We start from the raw sequence: 16340 nt of genomic DNA, 5'->3' as shown, positions 1-16340 counted from the left end.
CGACGCCGCTCTGCCGCGTCAGGCCGCGGCCGAGGTCTCGACCTGCGCGTACGTGCGCACCAGGCGCAGCAGTTCCTCTTCCGAGTAGGGCTTGCCCAGGTAGTGGTTCACGCCCAGCTGCGCCGCATGCTCGCGGTGCTTCTCGGCGATGCGCGAGGTGATCATGATGATCGGCAGATGCGCCAGCGCCTCGTCCGCACGGATGTTGCGCGCCAGGTCGAAGCCGTCCATGCGCGGCATCTCGATGTCCGACAGCACCACCGCCGGCCGCTCGGTCTGCAGACGCTCCAGCGCCTGCAGGCCATCGGCGGCCAGCGACACGCGGTAGCCCTCGCGCTGCAGCATGCGCTGGGTGACGCGGCGCACGGTGATCGAGTCGTCGACCACCAGCACCAGCGGCGCCTCCTGCACCAGCACCGGCGCGGCCGCGGACGGCGCCCCGCCCTGTCCCGCGGCGGCAGCGGCGCGGCCCGCCTGCTGCATGGCGCGCGCCTGGTCGCCATGCACGGCGGCCAGCGCCACGGGGTTGTAGATGAGCGCCACCGCGCCGGACGCGAGCACCGAGATGCCCGCCATGCCCGGCAGCCGCGACAGCTGCGGGCCGAGGTTCTTGACCACGACTTCCTGGTTGCCCAGCACTTCGTCCACGTGCAGCGCCACGCGCTGCGCGGCGCTTCGCACCACCACGACCGCGTGCGTCTTGCTGCCCGTGGCCTCGCTGCGGGCGGACGACTGCAGCAGCGCGCCGGCCCAGAAGAAGGGCACCGGCTCGCCGGCGAAGAGGTACTGCTGGCTGGCGTAGGCCATGTCGAGTTCGGCCGCGCTCACGCGCTGCACCAGCTCGACCAGGTTGGAGGGCACGCCGACGGCCGTGCCGCCCGCGCGCAGCATCACGACGTGCGTCACGGCGGTGGTCAGCGGCAGCACCAGCTTGAAGGTGGTGCCCTGCCCCGGCGTGCTGTGCGTTTCGATGCGACCGCCGAGCGCCGCCACGTCGGCGCGCACCACGTCCATCCCGATGCCGCGGCCGGCCAGCTCCGACACCTGTTCGGCGGTCGAGAAGCCGGGCTTGAAGATCATCTCGGCCGCCGCTTCGGGCGAGAGCACCTCGCCCTCGGTGGCCAGACCCAGGGCCCGTGCACGCTGCGCGATGCGTTCCAGGTCGAGACCGCCGCCGTCGTCGCGGAAGCTGACCGAGACGTCGTTGCCTTCCTGGTGCAGCTCGATGGCGATCAGGCCGCTCGACTCCTTGCCGGCCTGCTCGCGCGCCGCGGCGCTCTCGATGCCGTGCGCCACGCTGTTGCGCAGCAGGTGCTCGAACGACGGCGTCATGCGTTCCAGCACGCCGCGGTCCATCTCGATGGAGCCGCCGACGATGTCCAGGCGCACCTGCTTGCCGGTGTCCTTCGAGGCCTGGCGTACCACGCGGTAGAGGCGGTCGGAGATGCCCTCGAACTCCACCATGCGCGTGCGCAGCAGGCCGCGCTGCAGTTCGCGGGTCTGGCGCGCCTGCGCCGACAGGTCGTCTTCCGTCGCCTGCACCGTCTTCTGCAGCGTGCGCTGCACGGTGGCCACGTCGTTGACCGACTCGGCCATCATGCGGGTGAGTTCCTGCACGCGGGTGAAGCGGTCGAATTCGAGCGGGTCGAAGCCCTGCTGCGAATCCTTGGCCTGGGCCAGGCGCGACTGCATCTGGCTCTCGGCCTGCACCTCGATGTCGCGCAGCTGCTGGCGCAGGCGGTCGAGGTTGCCGGTCAGGTCGCCGAGCGAGCCGCGCAACTGGTTGAGCTCGGCCTCCAGCCGCGAGCGCGTGATGATCACCTCGCCGGCCTGGGCCACCAGGCGGTCGAGCAATTGCGTGCGGATGCGCACCGCCTGCTGGGAGGCGCTGCTGCGCAGCGGCACGAGCATCGACGGCAGCGGCACGGCGACGGTGCCGGTGCGCACGGCCGGCGCTGCGGCCGGCGACTCGTTGGCGGCGGTGGTCTCCGGGCTGGCGACAGGCGTCGCAGCGTCGGGCACCGGTGCTGCCACCGGCGTCGGCGCCACGAAGGGCTCGTCGTCCGACGGCGCTTCGCCGTCGCCGATGCCGATGCCGCGCAGTCCATCGAAGGTGGACTGGAGCGCGTCGAAGCGAGCGAGCAGTGCCTCGACGGCCATGCGGTCGGCGCCCTGGGCACCGATCGACTCGATCTCGGACTCCATGCGGTGCGCACGCTCGCCCAGGCGCATCGCGCCGGCCAGCCGGGCGCTGCCCTTGAGCGTGTGCAGCGTGCGCAGCACCGACGCCCGCGGCGCATCGGCCGAGGGGTCGGCCAGCCAGGCGCGCAGCGCGCCGCCCAGCTTCGGCATCAGCTCGGCGGCCTCTTCCTCGAAGATCGGGAACAGGTCGAGGTCGACCGAATCGGCCAGGTCGTAGGCGTCGTCGGAATCGTCCAGCAACACGTCGGCGCGGGCGGCGCCGGCGAAGCCCAGCGGCGCGGGGCCGCTGTCCGGGGTGTCGGCCGGCAGTTGCGACGCGGCGACGTCGCGCAGGTCCTGCAGCGTTTCGTCCGACGGATCGCGCAGGAAGCCCGCCGCGAACTGGTGCAGCAGGTAACGCACTTCGTCGGCCGCCGCCACCAGCACGCGCCCCTGTTCTGCCGTGCCGCGGCCTTGCCGGTGCAGGTGCTGGAGCGCGGTTTCGAACAGCCGCGCCATGCCCGACAGGCCCTGGAAGCCGACCGTGGCCGAGCTGCCCGCGAGCGAATGCGCCAGCGCGACGGTCGAATCGCCGATGCGCAGATGCGGCTCGAGCGCCCATTCGCCGACGTCGGTGGCGAGCTGGCGCGACCATTCGTCGGCTTCGTTGAGGTAGACGTTGTAGAGCGCGATGCCGATGCGCAGCGGACCGATCGCCTTGACGGCGTCGTCGGCGCTGGGCGCGGCAGGTTCGGGCGCCGGTTCGGGGGGTGCTTCCACCGCAACGGGCCGTGCCGCCTCGATAGCCGGGATGGCCGGTGCTTCGGCGGGCACATCGACCGGCGCAGCGAAGGCGGCCGCCTCGTCGAGGCGCAATTCGGGCGCGGCCAGCAGGCTGGCGAGCGCGTCGAGTTCTTCCTGCGCCGCGTCGGGCTCGTCCGGCGTGGCAACCGGGGCAGCCTGGGCAGGCGCTGTCAACGACAGGTCGGGCAACGGCGGCAGCACGGCGGGCGCCGGTGCGGCACGCGGCTCGACGGGGGCTTCCAGCGGTGCGGACTCGCTCAGGTCGAAGTCCAGCGTCATCGTCGGCACGCGGAACGGATCGATGGATGCGTGCGCGGTCTCGAGGAAGTCGATGTCCTCGCCGCCGACGGGCGGTGGCAACTCGGTCGCCGGCGTCACGTCCCGCGGTGCGAAATCGAGGAAGTCGGTGGACGCGAAGTCGTCGTCCATCTCGCTGGCGCGGGGCGCGTCGGTCGCGGGCGCCTCGGCGGCGGGCTCGGGCGCGGTTGCTTCGGGCACCGGCCGCGGTGCGGGCGGCGCCTCCGCGGCGATGTGCCGGGCCGCGACGGCCAGTGCGTCGAGCGCGATGGCGGCCGGCGGCGGCAGCGGGTCGCCGCTGCGCAAGGCCTCGGCGACACGGCTGAAGGCCGAGGGCTCCCAGTCGTGCGGCTGGCCGGCGGCGATGGCGCCGACCCAGGCGGAGAAGTCCTTCAGCGCGCGCTCGGTGGCGCTCAGCAGCTCGGGCGTGGCCGGGCGCTGGTCGGCCAGCCAGGTGTTCAGCACCTGCTCGAAGGACCAGGCCGCATCGCCGAAGGCCGTGAGGCCGACCATGCGCGAGCTGCCCTTGAGCGTGTGGAAGGCGCGCCGCAGCACGGTGAGTTCGCCCACGTCGGACGGGTCTTCCGCGAGCAGGGACACCGCGGCGTTGCCGTTCTCCAGCACCTCGCGCGCTTCGTCCAGGAAGATGTTCTGCAGGTCGTCTTCGTCGAGCTCGTTGACCTCGGTGTCGGGCAAGGCGGTCGGCCCGACGATCTTGGCGGTCCAGCTGTCGGCGGCGCGGCTGAACTCCTCGATCGGGGTCGCCGCCTTGCGGGTCGGCGCGGCCAGCGCGGCGAGCTTGGCGGCGATCTGCGCATCGACCTCCTCGACGCTCAGCACCGGCCCGGCGGCGGGCGCGGCGATGGCGGCATCGGGCGCGCTGGCATCGGCCACGGCGGCCTCCGCGCTGCGGCCCATCAGCGGCTTGAGCTCGCCCAACTCGGCGTCGAACACGAAGAGGCGCTTGGCCAGCGCGGGCTGGTAGCCCAGCATGTCGATCAGGAAGCCCAGGGCGCCCAGGTTGTTGCCGAGCGAATCGAAGTCGCGGGCCTCGTCGGTGGGCGACGCGGCCTCCAGCAGGTGGTCGACGTTCTCGCGCATGCGCTGCACGGTCTGCGCGGCCTGGTCGAGGCCGAGCACGGAGAACACGCCGCGCATCTGCAGCAGCTGGCTGGGCACGGTGCGCAGCGCGCTGCGCTCGTGCGGGCGGCGGAAGAACTGGTCGAGCGACTTCTCGAGTTCGCCGAGATGGGCGCGCAGTTCGTCGACCACGGTGCCCATGGACTGGCGGTCGCTGACGCGGCGGTACAGCTCCTCCATCCACGGCTCGAGCGGCTCGGCCTGGCCGCCGTCGCGCACGCGCTCGATGCGGCCGGCCAGTTGCACGGTGCGTGCGGTGAGCTGGCGGTCGTGCGGGTCGAGGTCTTCGAAGGCCGCCTCGAGGTAGAGCACGGCCGTCGCCACTTCGAGACCGAGTTCGGTGCTCGGCGGCGTGCCCGAGCGCAGCGACGCGTCGACCGCGTTGTTGAGCGCCTGCACCATCGGCAGGCTCGGCGGATGCAGCTTCTGCAGCGATTCGCCCAGCTGCACGAAGGTGTCGGCCACCTGGCGGGTGCGCGAGACGTCGCCGGCCGAGAGCGCCGACCACATTTCCTTGGCGGCTTCGATGCGCTTGCGCGCCTGGACCAGCACCAGCGGGTCGAAGCGGCCGAACTGTTCGACGGTGTAGTCGACCGCCGGCTCGTCGTCGGCGATGCCCCAGGCCTTGCGCACCTGGCGCAGCGTGGGGACGTCGTCGCGCGCGCCCGGCACGGCCTGGGCGCAGAAGAACAGCAGGTCCTGACCGAGCCGCTCGGACACCGCCGTGTCGCCGCGCGCCAGCGTGGCGTACTGCAGCAGCACGCGCGACGACGCACGCTTGACGTAGACGTCGACCGGCAGCAGCGCGGCGCCCAGCGCCTCGAAGAAGCCGGCGGCGAGCGTCCAGAAACTGACCACGCGCGGCACCGACGAGCCCCGGGCCAGGCCCAGGCAGAGTTCGTGCAGACGGCGCGCGGCGCGGTCGTCGCCGCTCTTGACGATCTTGAGCACCTCGCGGTCGAGCTTGGAGCGCACGGCCGGGTCGTACACCAGCGCGGTCAGGGTGGGCGAGGGCCTGATCTCGGCCCAGCGCCAGGTGTGGGTCCAGAGGTCGGCCGGGTGAACGCGGTCGCTGCTGGCCATCTCGAGCACGTCGCGGTACTGCGGGAACAGCCCGACCGAGGACACGTTCTTGCCGCCGAGCAGCGCATGCAGGTAGTCGGCCACGGCAAAGCCGGCGCGGTCGAGCTTCAGGACCGCCGCTTCGCTGCAGCCGGCCGGCTGGTCGATGTAGCGCTGGACCGCGAACTCCATCGCGCCCACCACCAGGGCCGGCGCCCTGTGGCCGACCATCGTGAGCGCGCCCACGGCCTGGTGCAGCTGCTGGCGCGCCAGGCGCAGCGGGCCGGTGTCGGGCTCCGTGGCGCCCTCGCGCGCGAAGCGGCGCAGCGCCTTGCCGGCGCCGTCGAGCGTCTTCTGGATTTCGTCGATGACCCAGGCCAAGGGCCCGAGATCCTGGAGGGCCGGCGACGTGCCGGGGTTCGGGGCGTTGGCGGGCACGGGCGTCGGCACGTTGGGCGCTCGGCGGTCAGGCGATCTTGAAGCGCGCGACCGACTGGCGCAGCTCTTCGGCCATGTGCGACAGCTCGCGCACCTGCTGGGCGGTGGTGCGCGTGCCCTCCCCGGTCTGCTCGGTCACGGCGAAGATGTGCTGGATGTTGGCGGCCACCACGTTGGCCGAATCGGCCTCGCGGGACGCCGACTGCGAAATCTGCTCGATCAGGTCGGCCAGGCGGCGCGACACGCGGTCGATCTCGGACAGCGCGGTGCCCGCGTTGTCGGACAGCTTGGCCCCTTCGACCACCCCCTGCGTGGAGCGCTCCATGGCGCCGACGGCATCCTGGGTGTCGGTCTGAATCGCCTTCACCAGCGCCGAGATCTGGCGCGTGGCGTCGGCGGAGCGTTCGGCCAGGCGCTGCACTTCTTCGGCCACCACCGAGAAGCCGCGGCCGGCTTCACCGGCGGAGGCGGCCTGGATGGCGGCGTTCAGCGCCAGCACGTTGGTCTGCTCGGTAATGTCGGAAATCAGCTCGGTGATTTCGCCGATCTCCTGCGACGATTCGCCCAGGCGCTTGATGCGCTTGGAGGTTTCCTGGATCTGGTCGCGAATCGCGTTCATGCCGCCGATCGCGTTCTGCACCGCCTGCAGGCCCGACGAGGCGGCCATCAGCGACTGGCGCGCCACCGTGGCCGATTCCTGCGCCTGCGAGGACACGCCGTTGATGCGCTCGGCCATGGTCAGCACCGACTGGCCGGTTTCGCGAATCTCGCGCAGCTGCTCGGTCGAGGCCGCCAGCAGTTCGGTCGAGGTGTTCTCCACCTGCGAGGTGGTGTGCGCCACCCGGGTCGCCGTGTTCTGCACGTTGCCCACCAGCAGGCGGAGTTCTTCCACCGTGTAGTTCACCGAGTCGGCGATGGCGCCGGTGATGTCTTCCGTCACCGTGGCTTCCTGCGTCAGGTCGCCTTCGGCCACCGTCTGCAGTTCGTTCATCAGCCGAAGAATGGCGGCCTGGTTGGCGCTGTTCACGCGGCTGGCTTCTTCGCTCAGGCGCTCGGCCTCGACGCGTTCATGCTCGGCCGCCAGGGCGCGTTCGCGGCCTTCGCGCACCTGCACGAAGCCGATGCCGCCGGCCAGGGCCAGCGCGACCAGCGACAGCAGGAACAGGGTGGCGATCGTGCCGACACCCAGGCCCGTGCGCTCGGAGAGCTTGACCTGCAGTTCGCCCAGCGCCAGCCGCAGCGGCTCGCTGTCGGCCAGGATCGCGGCCTGGCCTTCGCGGGCGGTCACCAGGCCCTGCAGATTGCCCAGGATGGCGCCGGCCTGCGTGCGGGTCTGTTCGTAGGTCTTGAGGATGGCTTCGAGCTGCTGGCGGGCCTGCGTGTCACGCGTGCCCGGCAGGCGTTGCTGGGCGTTGCCGTCGAGCAGGCCGCGCGCCACTTCCTGGAAGGTGTTGAGGTCCTTGCCGAGCAGGAACACGGCGTCGGGGCTCACGCCTTCGACCGTCAGGAATTCGTTGGCCGACTTGCCGATGCGCTGCGTCAGCATCACGAGCTGGCCGGCGGCCGCGATCTCGGGGATGGTGGCGTTCTGCTGCATCTTGATGGAGGCCACCGTCTCGGCCATCTCGAGCAGGTCGGACGACTGGCGGTTGATGTCGCGCAGCGCGGCACCCACCTGCGTGAGGATCTGCTGCTGCGCCAGCACGGCCTTGGCGCTCTTGTCGGCGCGCTCGACCAGCGGGGTGATCTTGGCGAGATCGGCGTCGTACTGGCCGCCCACGCGCTCCAGGTTGAGCGCGTCGTCGCCGTTGGCCAGACCCTGCACCCGGCGCGTCAGGTCGTCCGAGCTGTCGCGCACTTCGGCGAAGGCGGCCGCGTTGCCCACGAGGGCCTGCGACACCGACTTGGCCAGCCGCTGCGACTGCATCAGCGACTGACCGGTCGACGCCACCTGCTGCGCCAGGCGGTCGGCGCGCAGGATGGCGGAGCCCGCCACCACCAGCAACAGCAGCACGACGACGGCCAGGGCGATCGCGAAGATGCGCTGTTGCCTGGCGGGGCTGGACTTCGGGGGCGCGGTGTGTGCACCGGCATCACCGCGGCCGCCGCTCGCCAGGGGCGCCTCGACGGGAGCCGTCGTCGACGGCGTGATGGGCTCGTTCATGGCCGGCGCGTCCGGGACGGCACCGGTCGGGAAGGCCTCGTTCTCCGGGCGTGGGAAATGCACCGTTGGCTCCTCGGGAGGTTGCATGGTTTCCACATTGTCCAGCGACAGGGTGGAGTCGCCATGCACGCGGACGCTGGCGTTGCCGTCGTTGGCGGGCAGGTACTTCTTTAACTTGTCGGCGATCGAACTCACGGTCGGTCCTTCACGTTGATGTCAACGCCCGGCAAGCCCTCAGGCGCCGATGCTCAGAAAACGGGATTGCTGCGAGAGGAACTGCAGATTGATTTCCTGCCATTGCTCCCCCGCCGCGTCGATGTAGGCATGCCCGAGCCACGCCGGCGCGTCGGCGGCCGGGGCTCGGGAATCGGTGAAGGCTTCCACGCCGCGCAGCCCGACCAGGCGGTCGATCAGCAGGGCACAGTTGACTTCGAGCAGTTCATTGAGGGCCACCAGCCGCGACTGGGCACGCACGCCTTCGACGGCCGGTGCCGCGGCGGCTGGCGTCCGGCCGGTCGCGAAGGTCGACAGCTGCACCACGCCGTACAGGCCGCCGCGCAGGTTGGCCACGCCCAGGAACCAGGGCTCGGTGTAGGGCACGGGCTGCGGCGGCGTCCAGGGAAAGATCTCCCCGGCATGGCCCAGCGGGAACAGGTACTTGCCGTCGCCGGCCTCCACGGCCAGCCACGAGGCCGACACGTCCGAGGTGCGCGCCGCTTGCAGGCGGGAGGCGAGCCGGGACTGGAAGGCGCGCAGAGCGTCGCGGTTGGCCATGGGCGGCGGGCGTCGCTCAGGCGAGCGCGTTGATCTTGGCCATCAGCTCGGCCGCGTTCACCGGCTTGACGATGTAGTCGCGCGCGCCCTGGCGCATGCCCCAGACGCGGTCGGTTTCCTGGTTCTTGCTGGTGCACAGGATGATCGGCACGCTCGCGTACTGCGGGTTGCGGGCGATGGCGCGCGTCAGCTGGAAGCCGTTCTGGCCGGGCATCACGACGTCCATCAGGATCAGGTCGGGCTGCTCTTCCTCGAGGCGGCGCATCGCGTCGTCGGCGTTCTCCGCCGTCTTGACCGAGAAGCCGTTCTTCTGGAGCAGGTCGGTCAGGAACACCAGTTCGGTCTTGGAGTCGTCGACCACGAGTACTTTGTGGATGGGCATTTACTGCACTTCTTTCTGCTGGACGATGCCGAACTGCTGCACGGCCTGCAGCAGCTGGTCTTTGGTGAAAGGCTTGGTGAGGTAGTCCTGGGAGCCGACCATGCGGCCGCGCGCCTTGTCGAACACACCGTCCTTGGACGACAGCATGACCACCGGCACGTTGGAGAAGTCGACATTGCGCTTGATGATGGCGCAGGTCTGGTAGCCGTCGAGGCGCGGCATCAGGATGTCGCAGAAGATCAGGTGCGGCCGATGGTCGTTGACCTTGGACAGGGCGTCGAAGCCGTCCTCCGCCAACAGCACTTCATGGCCGCCTTGCTTGAGGAAGATTTCGGCGCTGCGCCGAATGGTGTTGCTGTCGTCGATGACGAGCACCTTGTAACCAGACCCATTCGTGCTCATTGCCACACGCTCCTCGTTAGAGACTTCCGTCGGCCACCGCACATTGGCCCGTGCGGCGGGTGTCACCCTATGCCATGCTTCAGATCTCGACCATTTCGAAGTCTTCCTTGCGCGCACCGCATTCCGGACAGGTCCAGTTCATCGGAACATCTGCCCAGGCGGTGTTGGGCGCAATACCATCTTCAGGTACCCCAACCGCTTCGTCGTAGATCCACCCGCAAATCAGGCACATCCAGGTTTTCGTATTCATCGCAGCTTAAAGTCCCTGTTCATAGAATGCAACGATTGTATCTAGACGTATCGCCTCCTTGTGGGGTGAACGTCTCACATCTGCCACCATGGCCCCGGCCTGGGACGGCGTTTGACAACTTACCTATTACCCGCGGAAGGTGCCTGCAGCATGGGTGATCTTAACGACCCGAATCCCGACGACATCGCCGCCGCGGAGGCCGAACTGAACCCGCCCTGCGTGCTGGTGTTCAACGCCAGCGACCCGAGCGGTGCCGGTGGCCTCGCCGGCGACACGCTGGCCATGGCGTCCGTCGGCGCCCACATGTTGCCGGTCGTGACCGGCGCATACGCACGCGACACCGCCGAGATCTTCGACCACTTCGCCTTCGACGAAGAGGCTGTCGCCGAGCAGACCCGCGCGATCCTCGAAGACGTCGAGGTGCGGCTGATCAAGGTCGGCTTCGCCGGCTCGCCGGAGACGCTCAGCACCATCGCCGAGACCGCCACCGACTACCCCGACGTGCCGGTCGTGGCGTACATGCCCAACCTGTCGTGGTGGGACGAGAACCAGATCGAGGCCTACCTCGACGCCTTTCGCGAACTGGTGCTGCCGCAGACCACCGTGCTGGTGGGCAACCACAGCACGCTGTGGCGCTGGCTGCTGCCCGACTGGGCCGGCGACAAGCCGCCGACGGCGCGCGACATCGCCCGCGCCGCCGGCGAACAGGGCACGCCCTACACCCTGGTCACCGGCATCGTGCTGCCCGACCAGTTCATCGACAACGTCCTCGCGTCGCCGCAGGCCGTGCTCGCCAGCGAGAAGTTCGAGCGCCTCGAGGCCGTCTTCGCCGGCGCCGGCGACACGCTGTCGGCCGCGCTGGCGGCACTGCTGGCCAGCGGCACCGACCTGGTCGCGGCCACCTCCGAAGCGCTGAGCTACATGGACCGCTGCCTCGACGCGGGCTTCCGCCCCGGCATGGGCCATGTGCTGCCCGACCGCCTCTTCTGGGCCCAGCCCGAGGACGACGAAGACGACGACGGCGCGGGCGACGCGCCCGACTTCGCCCTGCCACCCCACGACACCCGCCACTGACTTCATGACCATCGACAACAACCAACGCCTCTTCGAGCGCGCCCGCGCCGTCATCCCCGGCGGCGTCAACTCGCCCGTGCGCGCCTTCAAGGCCGTGGGCGGCACGCCGCGCTTCATCACCCGCGCGCAGGGCGCCTACTTCTGGGACGCCAACGACCAGCGCTACATCGACTACATCGGCTCCTGGGGTCCGATGATCCTGGGCCACGGGCATCCGGCCGTGGTGGAGGCGGTGCAGAAGGCCGTGCTCGAAGGCTTCTCCTACGGCGCGCCGACCGAGCGCGAGATCGAACTGGCCGAGGCCATCCTCGCGCTGGTGCCCTCGATGGAGATGGTGCGCCTGGTGAGTTCGGGCACCGAAGCCGCGATGAGCGCGTTGCGCCTGGCGCGCGGCGCCACCGGCCGCAAGCACCTCATCAAGTTCGAGGGCTGCTACCACGGCCATGCCGATGCGCTGCTGGTCAAGGCCGGCTCGGGCCTCGCGACCTTCGGCCACCCGACCTCGGGCGGCGTGCCGCCCGAAGCCGTGCAGCACACGCTGGTGCTCGAGTACAACAACATCGCGCAGCTCGAGGAAGCCTTCGCGCTCCACGGCAACGACATGGCCTGCCTGATGATCGAGGCGATCGCCGGCAACATGAACTTCGTGCGCGCCACACCCGCCTTCGCCCGACGTTGCCGCGAGCTGTGCACGCAGCACGGCGCGCTGCTGGTGTTCGACGAGGTGATGACGGGCTTTCGCGTCGGCCTGCACGGGGCGCAGGGCGTGCTGGGCATCCAACCCGACCTCACCGTGCTCGGCAAGGTCATCGGCGGCGGCATGCCGCTGGCGGCCTTCGGCGGGCCGCGCGCCATCATGGAGCAGCTCGCGCCGCTCGGCCCGGTCTACCAGGCCGGCACGCTGTCGGGCAACCCGGTGGCCACGGCCTGCGGCCTGGCCACGCTCAAGGAAATCGCCAAGCCCGGCTTCTACGAAGCGCTGTCGGCCAAGACCCGCACGCTGGCCGCCGGGCTGAAGGCCGCTGCGGCCGCCGAGGGCGTGCCCTTCAGCGCCGACAGCGAGGGCGGCATGTTCGGCTTCTTTCTTTTCAACGAACTGCCACAGAACTACGCCACAGTCATGACCACGGACAACGCGACCTTCAACACGTTGTTCCATGGCCTGCTGGACCGCGGCGTCTACATCGCGCCAGCGCTGTACGAAGCGGGCTTCGTGAGCGCGGCGCACAGCGACGACGACATCGCCGCGACGATCGACGCGGCCCGGCAGATCTTCAAGACCCTGTAAGCCCTGTCACCATGCGACTGCGTTCCCTGCTGCTCACCACGCTGGCCCTGAGCCCGCTCCTGCCGGGCGTGGCGGCAGCCCAGTCCGAACCCAGCCGGCTCTGGCTGAACCCGGGCTTCTATTCGTACCATTTCGATCGCCACAAGGGCCTGGAGGACGTGAACCCCGGGCTCGGCGTCGAGTGGACACTGGATTCCACCTATTCGCTCACCGCCGGCATCTTCCACAACAGCGACCGCGAAACCTCCCGCTACCTCGGCGTGTACGTGATGCCCTTCGAGCTCTACGGCGTGAAGCTCGGTGCGGTGGTCGGCGCCTTCGACGGCTACCCCAACTTCCGCCACGGCGGCTGGTTCCCGGCGCTGATTCCGACCGCGGCCATCGAGGGGCGCAACTGGGGCTTGAACATCGCGTTCATCCCCAGCTACAAGGACCGCCTCTACGGCGCCTTGAGCTTCCAGCTCAAGTACCGCTTCGGCGGCGCTTGAGCCAGACCGCGTTCAGTGGCGGAAGTGACGAACGCCTGAGAGCACCATCACCACGCCGCGCTCGTCCGCCGCGTCGATGACTTCCTGATCGCGCATCGAGCCGCCCGGCTGGATCACGCAGCTCGCACCCGCATCCACCACCACGTCGAGGCCGTCGCGGAACGGGAAGAAGGCGTCGCTGGCGACCGCCGTGCCCTGGAGCGACAGGCCCGCGTGCTCGGCCTTGATGCTGGCGATGCGCGCGGAGTCGAGGCGGCTCATCTGGCCGGCGCCGACACCCATGGTCATGCCGTTCGCGCAGAACACGATCGCGTTGCTCTTCACGTACTTCGCCACCTTCCAGGCGAACAGCAGGTCGTCGAGCTGCTGCGGCGTCGGCTGCTTCTTGCTGACCACCTTGAGGTCGCTGGCGGCCAGCTCGTGGTTGTCGGCGGTCTGGATCAAGAGGCCCGAGCCGACGCGCTTGACGTCCATCATGTTGCGGCCGTTGTCCCAGTCGGTGGCGCCGCCCTTGGGCAGGGCGATCTCGAGCACCCGCACGTTCAGCTTCGCCTTGGTGGCCTGAAAGACTTCCAGCGCCTCGGGCGTGTAGCCCGGCGCCATCAGCACTTCGACGAACTGCTTGGCGATGGCCTGCGCGGTGTCGGCATCGACCGGGCGATTGAAGGCGATGATGCCGCCGAAGGCCGAGGTCGGGTCGGTCTTGAAGGCCTTGGCATAGGCCTCGGCTGCGTCCTTGCCGATGGCCACGCCGCAGGGGTTGGCGTGCTTCACGATGACGCACGCAGGCACGTCGAAGCTCTTGACGCATTCCCACGCGGCGTCCGCGTCGGCGATGTTGTTGTAGCTCAGCTCCTTGCCCTGCAATTGCTTGGCGCTCACCAGCGAGCCCGGCGCCGGGTACAGGTCGCGGTAGAACGCGGCCTGCTGGTGCGGGTTCTCGCCGTAGCGCAGGTCCTGGATCTTCACGAAGCGGCCGTTGCTCTGCGCCGGGAACAGCGCGCGCTTGGGCGCGGGCTGGCCGATGCTGGCATCGAAGTCGATGGCCGAGAGGTAGTCGCTGATCGCGCCGTCGTAATCGGCAATGCGGTTGAACGCCGCCACGCTGAACGCGAACTTGGTCTTGTCGCTCAGCTTGCCGTCGGCCTTCAGCTCGGCCAGCGCGACGGCGTACTGCGACGCGTCGGTCAGCACGCCGACGTCCTTCCAGTTCTTGGCCGCGCTGCGGACCATGGCCGGGCCGCCGATGTCGATGTTCTCGATCGCGTCCTCGAGCGTGCAGCCGGGTTTGGCCACGGTGGCCTCGAAGGGATAGAGGTTGACCACCAGCAGGTCGATGGTGTCGATGCCGTGCGCCTTGATGGCATCGACGTGCGCCGGCAGATCGCGTCGTGCCAGCAGGCCGCCGTGGATCTTCGGGTGCAGCGTCTTCACGCGGCCGTCGAGCATTTCGGGGAAGCCGGTGTGGTCGGCCACCTCGGTCACCGGCAGGCCGGCGTCGGCCAGCAGCTTGGCGGTGCCGCCGGTGGACAGCAGCCGGATGCCCAGCGCGTTCAGCGCCTGCGCGAATTCGAGGATGCCGGTCTTGTCGGAAACGGAAAGGAGTGCGGTCAGTGCCATGGGGTTCTTCGTCATTTCAGTAATTTGTGTTCGACCAGCTTCTTGCGCAGCGTGTTGCGGTTCAGGCCCAGCCATTGGGCGGCCTTGGACTGGTTGCCTTCGGCGCGCGCCATGACCACGTCGAGCAGCGGCTTCTCGACGACCCGCACCAGCATGTCGTACATGCCGTCGGGCTCGGTGCCACGGAGGTCGCGGAAATAGCTTTCCAGACTGTTGCGTACACAGTCCTCGATGTTCTTCTTGCTCATGATGCTCTCTGGTTGTCAATGCGCGGCGGTAGCCGCTTTCTCGTCCTCGCCGCCGTTCCACCCGTCCTGCACGTCGGCAGGTTCGCTGTGCGCAGGGATGCGGTCCATCCCCTCGGCCAGCCCCTCGAAATAGTCGGACACCGCGCGCAGCTGCTCGGCGCAGTCCTCGATCGTGTTCATGCGGCTGCGGAAGTCGTAGCCCCCCGGCAGCGCGCGCACGTACCAGCCGATGTGCTTGCGCGCGGTGCGCACGCCGCTGTAGTCGCCATAGAGCCCGTAATGCTCCTGCAGATGGTCGAGCAGCAGTCGACGGACCTCTGCCACCAGGGGCGGTGCAAGGTGCGTGCCCGTCGCGAGGAAATGCGCGATCTCGCGGAAGATCCACGGACGGCCCTGCGCGGCGCGGCCGACCATCACGGCGTCGGCCCCGGTGGCCGCGAGCACGTCGCGCGCCTTTTCCGGGCTGGTGATGTCGCCGTTGGCCACCACCGGCACGCGCACCGCGGCCTTCACGGCAGCGATGGTGTCGTACTCGGCGGCACCCTTGTAGCCCTGCTCGCGCGTGCGGCCATGCACGGTGAGCATCTGCACGCCGGCCGATTCGAAATCGCGCGCCAGCTTCACCGCGTTGCGGTGATCAGCGCTCCAGCCGGTGCGCATCTTGAGCGTCACCGGCACGCCGTGCGGCGCGGCGGCGGCGACCACCGCCTGCACGATCTCCAACGCCAGCGGTTCGTCGCGCATCAGCGCCGAGCCCGCCCACTTGTTGCAGACCTTCTTGGCCGGGCAGCCCATGTTGATGTCGATGATCTGCGCGCCGCGGTCGATGTTGTAGTGCGCGGCCTCGGCCATCATGGCCGCGTCGGTGCCGGCGATCTGTACCGCGATGGGGCCGGGCTCACCGGCGTGGTCCGCGCGGCGCGAGGTCTTGAGCGTGTTCCAGAGCTCCTTGCGGGACGTGACCATCTCGCTCACCGCATAACCCGCACCGAGCGATCGGCACAGCATGCGGAACGGCCGGTCCGTGACGCCGGCCATGGGCGCGACGAACAGCCGGTTTTCCAGCGCGAGGGGGCCGATCTGCATGGTGAGGAAGGAGGGGGGGAGCGAGCGCGTGGCTGCTGAAAAATGAGGCACGATTGTAGCCATCCCGCATTTCAGGCGCTGAAACGATTTGCGTGCGTCCTCCACGGCGCCACGCGGCGCCCTCTCCGACGAGGCGGCCCGGCGCGCCTTTCTATACTCCGGCGCACATGCAAGCCTGGCTCGACTCCCTTCTGGCGCTTCTCGCACTGCCCCAATACGGGCTGTCGACCGTCTTCATCGCCGCCTTCGTCTCGGCCACGCTCCTGCCGGTCGGCTCGGAGCCGGTGCTGTTCGGCCTGTTGCGGCTCAACCCGGACATGTTCTGGCCGGCCATCGGCGTGGCCACCCTGGGCAACACGCTGGGCGGCGCGCTCGACTGGTGGATGGGCTACGGCGCCCACAAGGTGGCGGACAAGTACGCGCACTCGAAACACCATGTGCGGGTGCTGGCCTGGCTCGAACGGCTCGGCCCCAAGGCCTGCCTGCTGAGCTGGCTGCCGCTGGTGGGCGACCCGCTGTGCGCCGTCGCGGGCTGGCTCCAGCTGCCCTTCTGGCCCTGCCTGGTCTACATGGCGATCGGGAAGTTCGCGCGCTACGTCACCATGACGGTGGCGCTGCTCTACATCTGGCCGGCCTGAGGGC

13 protein-coding genes are annotated in these 16340 nt (G+C 69.5%); 4 read left to right on the top strand and 9 right to left on the bottom strand.

Annotation, left to right across the window (positions count from 1 at the left end; all coding sequences use genetic code 11):
• Positions 1-18: 18 nt before the first annotated feature.
• From N8A90_RS05070 to N8A90_RS05045, 6 genes are all read right to left on the bottom strand, one after another.
• Positions 19-5922, bottom strand: a complete 5904-nt coding sequence (locus N8A90_RS05070) for an Hpt domain-containing protein (RefSeq protein ID WP_262073555.1) — start codon at positions 5920-5922, stop codon at positions 19-21.
• A 28-nt stretch (positions 5923-5950) separates the two neighbouring features.
• Positions 5951-8281: a methyl-accepting chemotaxis protein gene (locus N8A90_RS05065; RefSeq protein WP_262073554.1), complete on the bottom strand. Its 2331-nt coding sequence runs from the start codon at positions 8279-8281 to the stop codon at positions 5951-5953.
• 39 nt (positions 8282-8320) lie between these two features.
• Positions 8321-8860 carry a chemotaxis protein CheW gene (locus N8A90_RS05060; RefSeq protein ID WP_262073553.1) on the bottom strand — a complete coding sequence of 180 codons (540 nt, stop codon included), beginning with the start codon at positions 8858-8860 and terminating at the stop codon, positions 8321-8323.
• Positions 8861-8876: 16 nt separating this feature from the next.
• Entirely contained in the window at positions 8877-9242 is a 366-nt protein-coding gene (locus tag N8A90_RS05055; RefSeq protein ID WP_262073552.1) for a response regulator transcription factor, read from the bottom strand.
• Positions 9243-9644 (bottom strand): PleD family two-component system response regulator, encoded by a 402-nt coding sequence (locus N8A90_RS05050; RefSeq protein WP_262073551.1) that lies wholly within the window; start codon positions 9642-9644, stop codon positions 9243-9245.
• Positions 9645-9723: 79 nt separating this feature from the next.
• The gene (locus tag N8A90_RS05045) at positions 9724-9894 is read right to left on the bottom strand and encodes a rubredoxin (protein WP_262073550.1); all 171 of its coding nucleotides are present in this window, start codon (positions 9892-9894) and stop codon (positions 9724-9726) included.
• 111 nt (positions 9895-10005) lie between these two features.
• On the opposite strand from N8A90_RS05045, the gene N8A90_RS05040 reads away from it, so the two are divergent.
• Genes N8A90_RS05040 through N8A90_RS05030 form a run of 3 tightly spaced genes read left to right on the top strand, consistent with a single transcriptional unit; the run spans position 10006 to position 12744 of the window.
• On the top strand, positions 10006-10968 hold the full coding sequence (locus N8A90_RS05040) for a hydroxymethylpyrimidine/phosphomethylpyrimidine kinase (RefSeq protein ID WP_262073549.1): 963 nt from the start codon (positions 10006-10008) through the stop codon (positions 10966-10968).
• A gap of 4 nt (positions 10969-10972) precedes the next feature.
• Positions 10973-12256 (top strand): glutamate-1-semialdehyde 2,1-aminomutase, encoded by a 1284-nt coding sequence (gene hemL / locus N8A90_RS05035; RefSeq protein ID WP_262073548.1) that lies wholly within the window; start codon positions 10973-10975, stop codon positions 12254-12256.
• An 11-nt stretch (positions 12257-12267) separates the two neighbouring features.
• Entirely contained in the window at positions 12268-12744 is a 477-nt protein-coding gene (locus N8A90_RS05030) for a hypothetical protein (RefSeq protein ID WP_262073547.1), read from the top strand.
• Between the two features lie 12 nt (positions 12745-12756).
• Here the strand turns inward: N8A90_RS05030 and purH are convergent, their stop codons facing one another.
• The 3 genes from purH to dusB are packed head-to-tail and all read right to left on the bottom strand — an operon-like array spanning position 12757 to position 15698.
• Complete coding sequence (purH, locus tag N8A90_RS05025; RefSeq protein ID WP_262073603.1) at positions 12757-14364, bottom strand: bifunctional phosphoribosylaminoimidazolecarboxamide formyltransferase/IMP cyclohydrolase; 1608 nt, start codon at positions 14362-14364, stop codon at positions 12757-12759.
• 11 nt (positions 14365-14375) lie between these two features.
• Positions 14376-14612, bottom strand: coding sequence for a Fis family transcriptional regulator (locus N8A90_RS05020; RefSeq protein ID WP_262073546.1), 237 nt, complete (start codon positions 14610-14612; stop codon positions 14376-14378).
• Positions 14613-14627: 15 nt separating this feature from the next.
• Positions 14628-15698 (bottom strand): tRNA dihydrouridine synthase DusB, encoded by a 1071-nt coding sequence (dusB, locus tag N8A90_RS05015; protein WP_262073545.1) that lies wholly within the window; start codon positions 15696-15698, stop codon positions 14628-14630.
• A gap of 167 nt (positions 15699-15865) precedes the next feature.
• Between dusB and N8A90_RS05010 the strand changes: the two genes are divergently transcribed.
• Positions 15866-16336 (top strand): YqaA family protein, encoded by a 471-nt coding sequence (locus N8A90_RS05010; protein ID WP_262073544.1) that lies wholly within the window; start codon positions 15866-15868, stop codon positions 16334-16336.
• Positions 16337-16340: the final 4 nt, after the last annotated feature.

This window comes from Variovorax sp. N23 (genome assembly GCF_025486315.1).
Lineage (GTDB): Bacteria > Pseudomonadota > Gammaproteobacteria > Burkholderiales > Burkholderiaceae_C > Variovorax.
The sequence above is the reverse complement of the archived record's forward strand: the minus strand, read 5'-3'. Positions and strand labels throughout refer to the sequence as shown.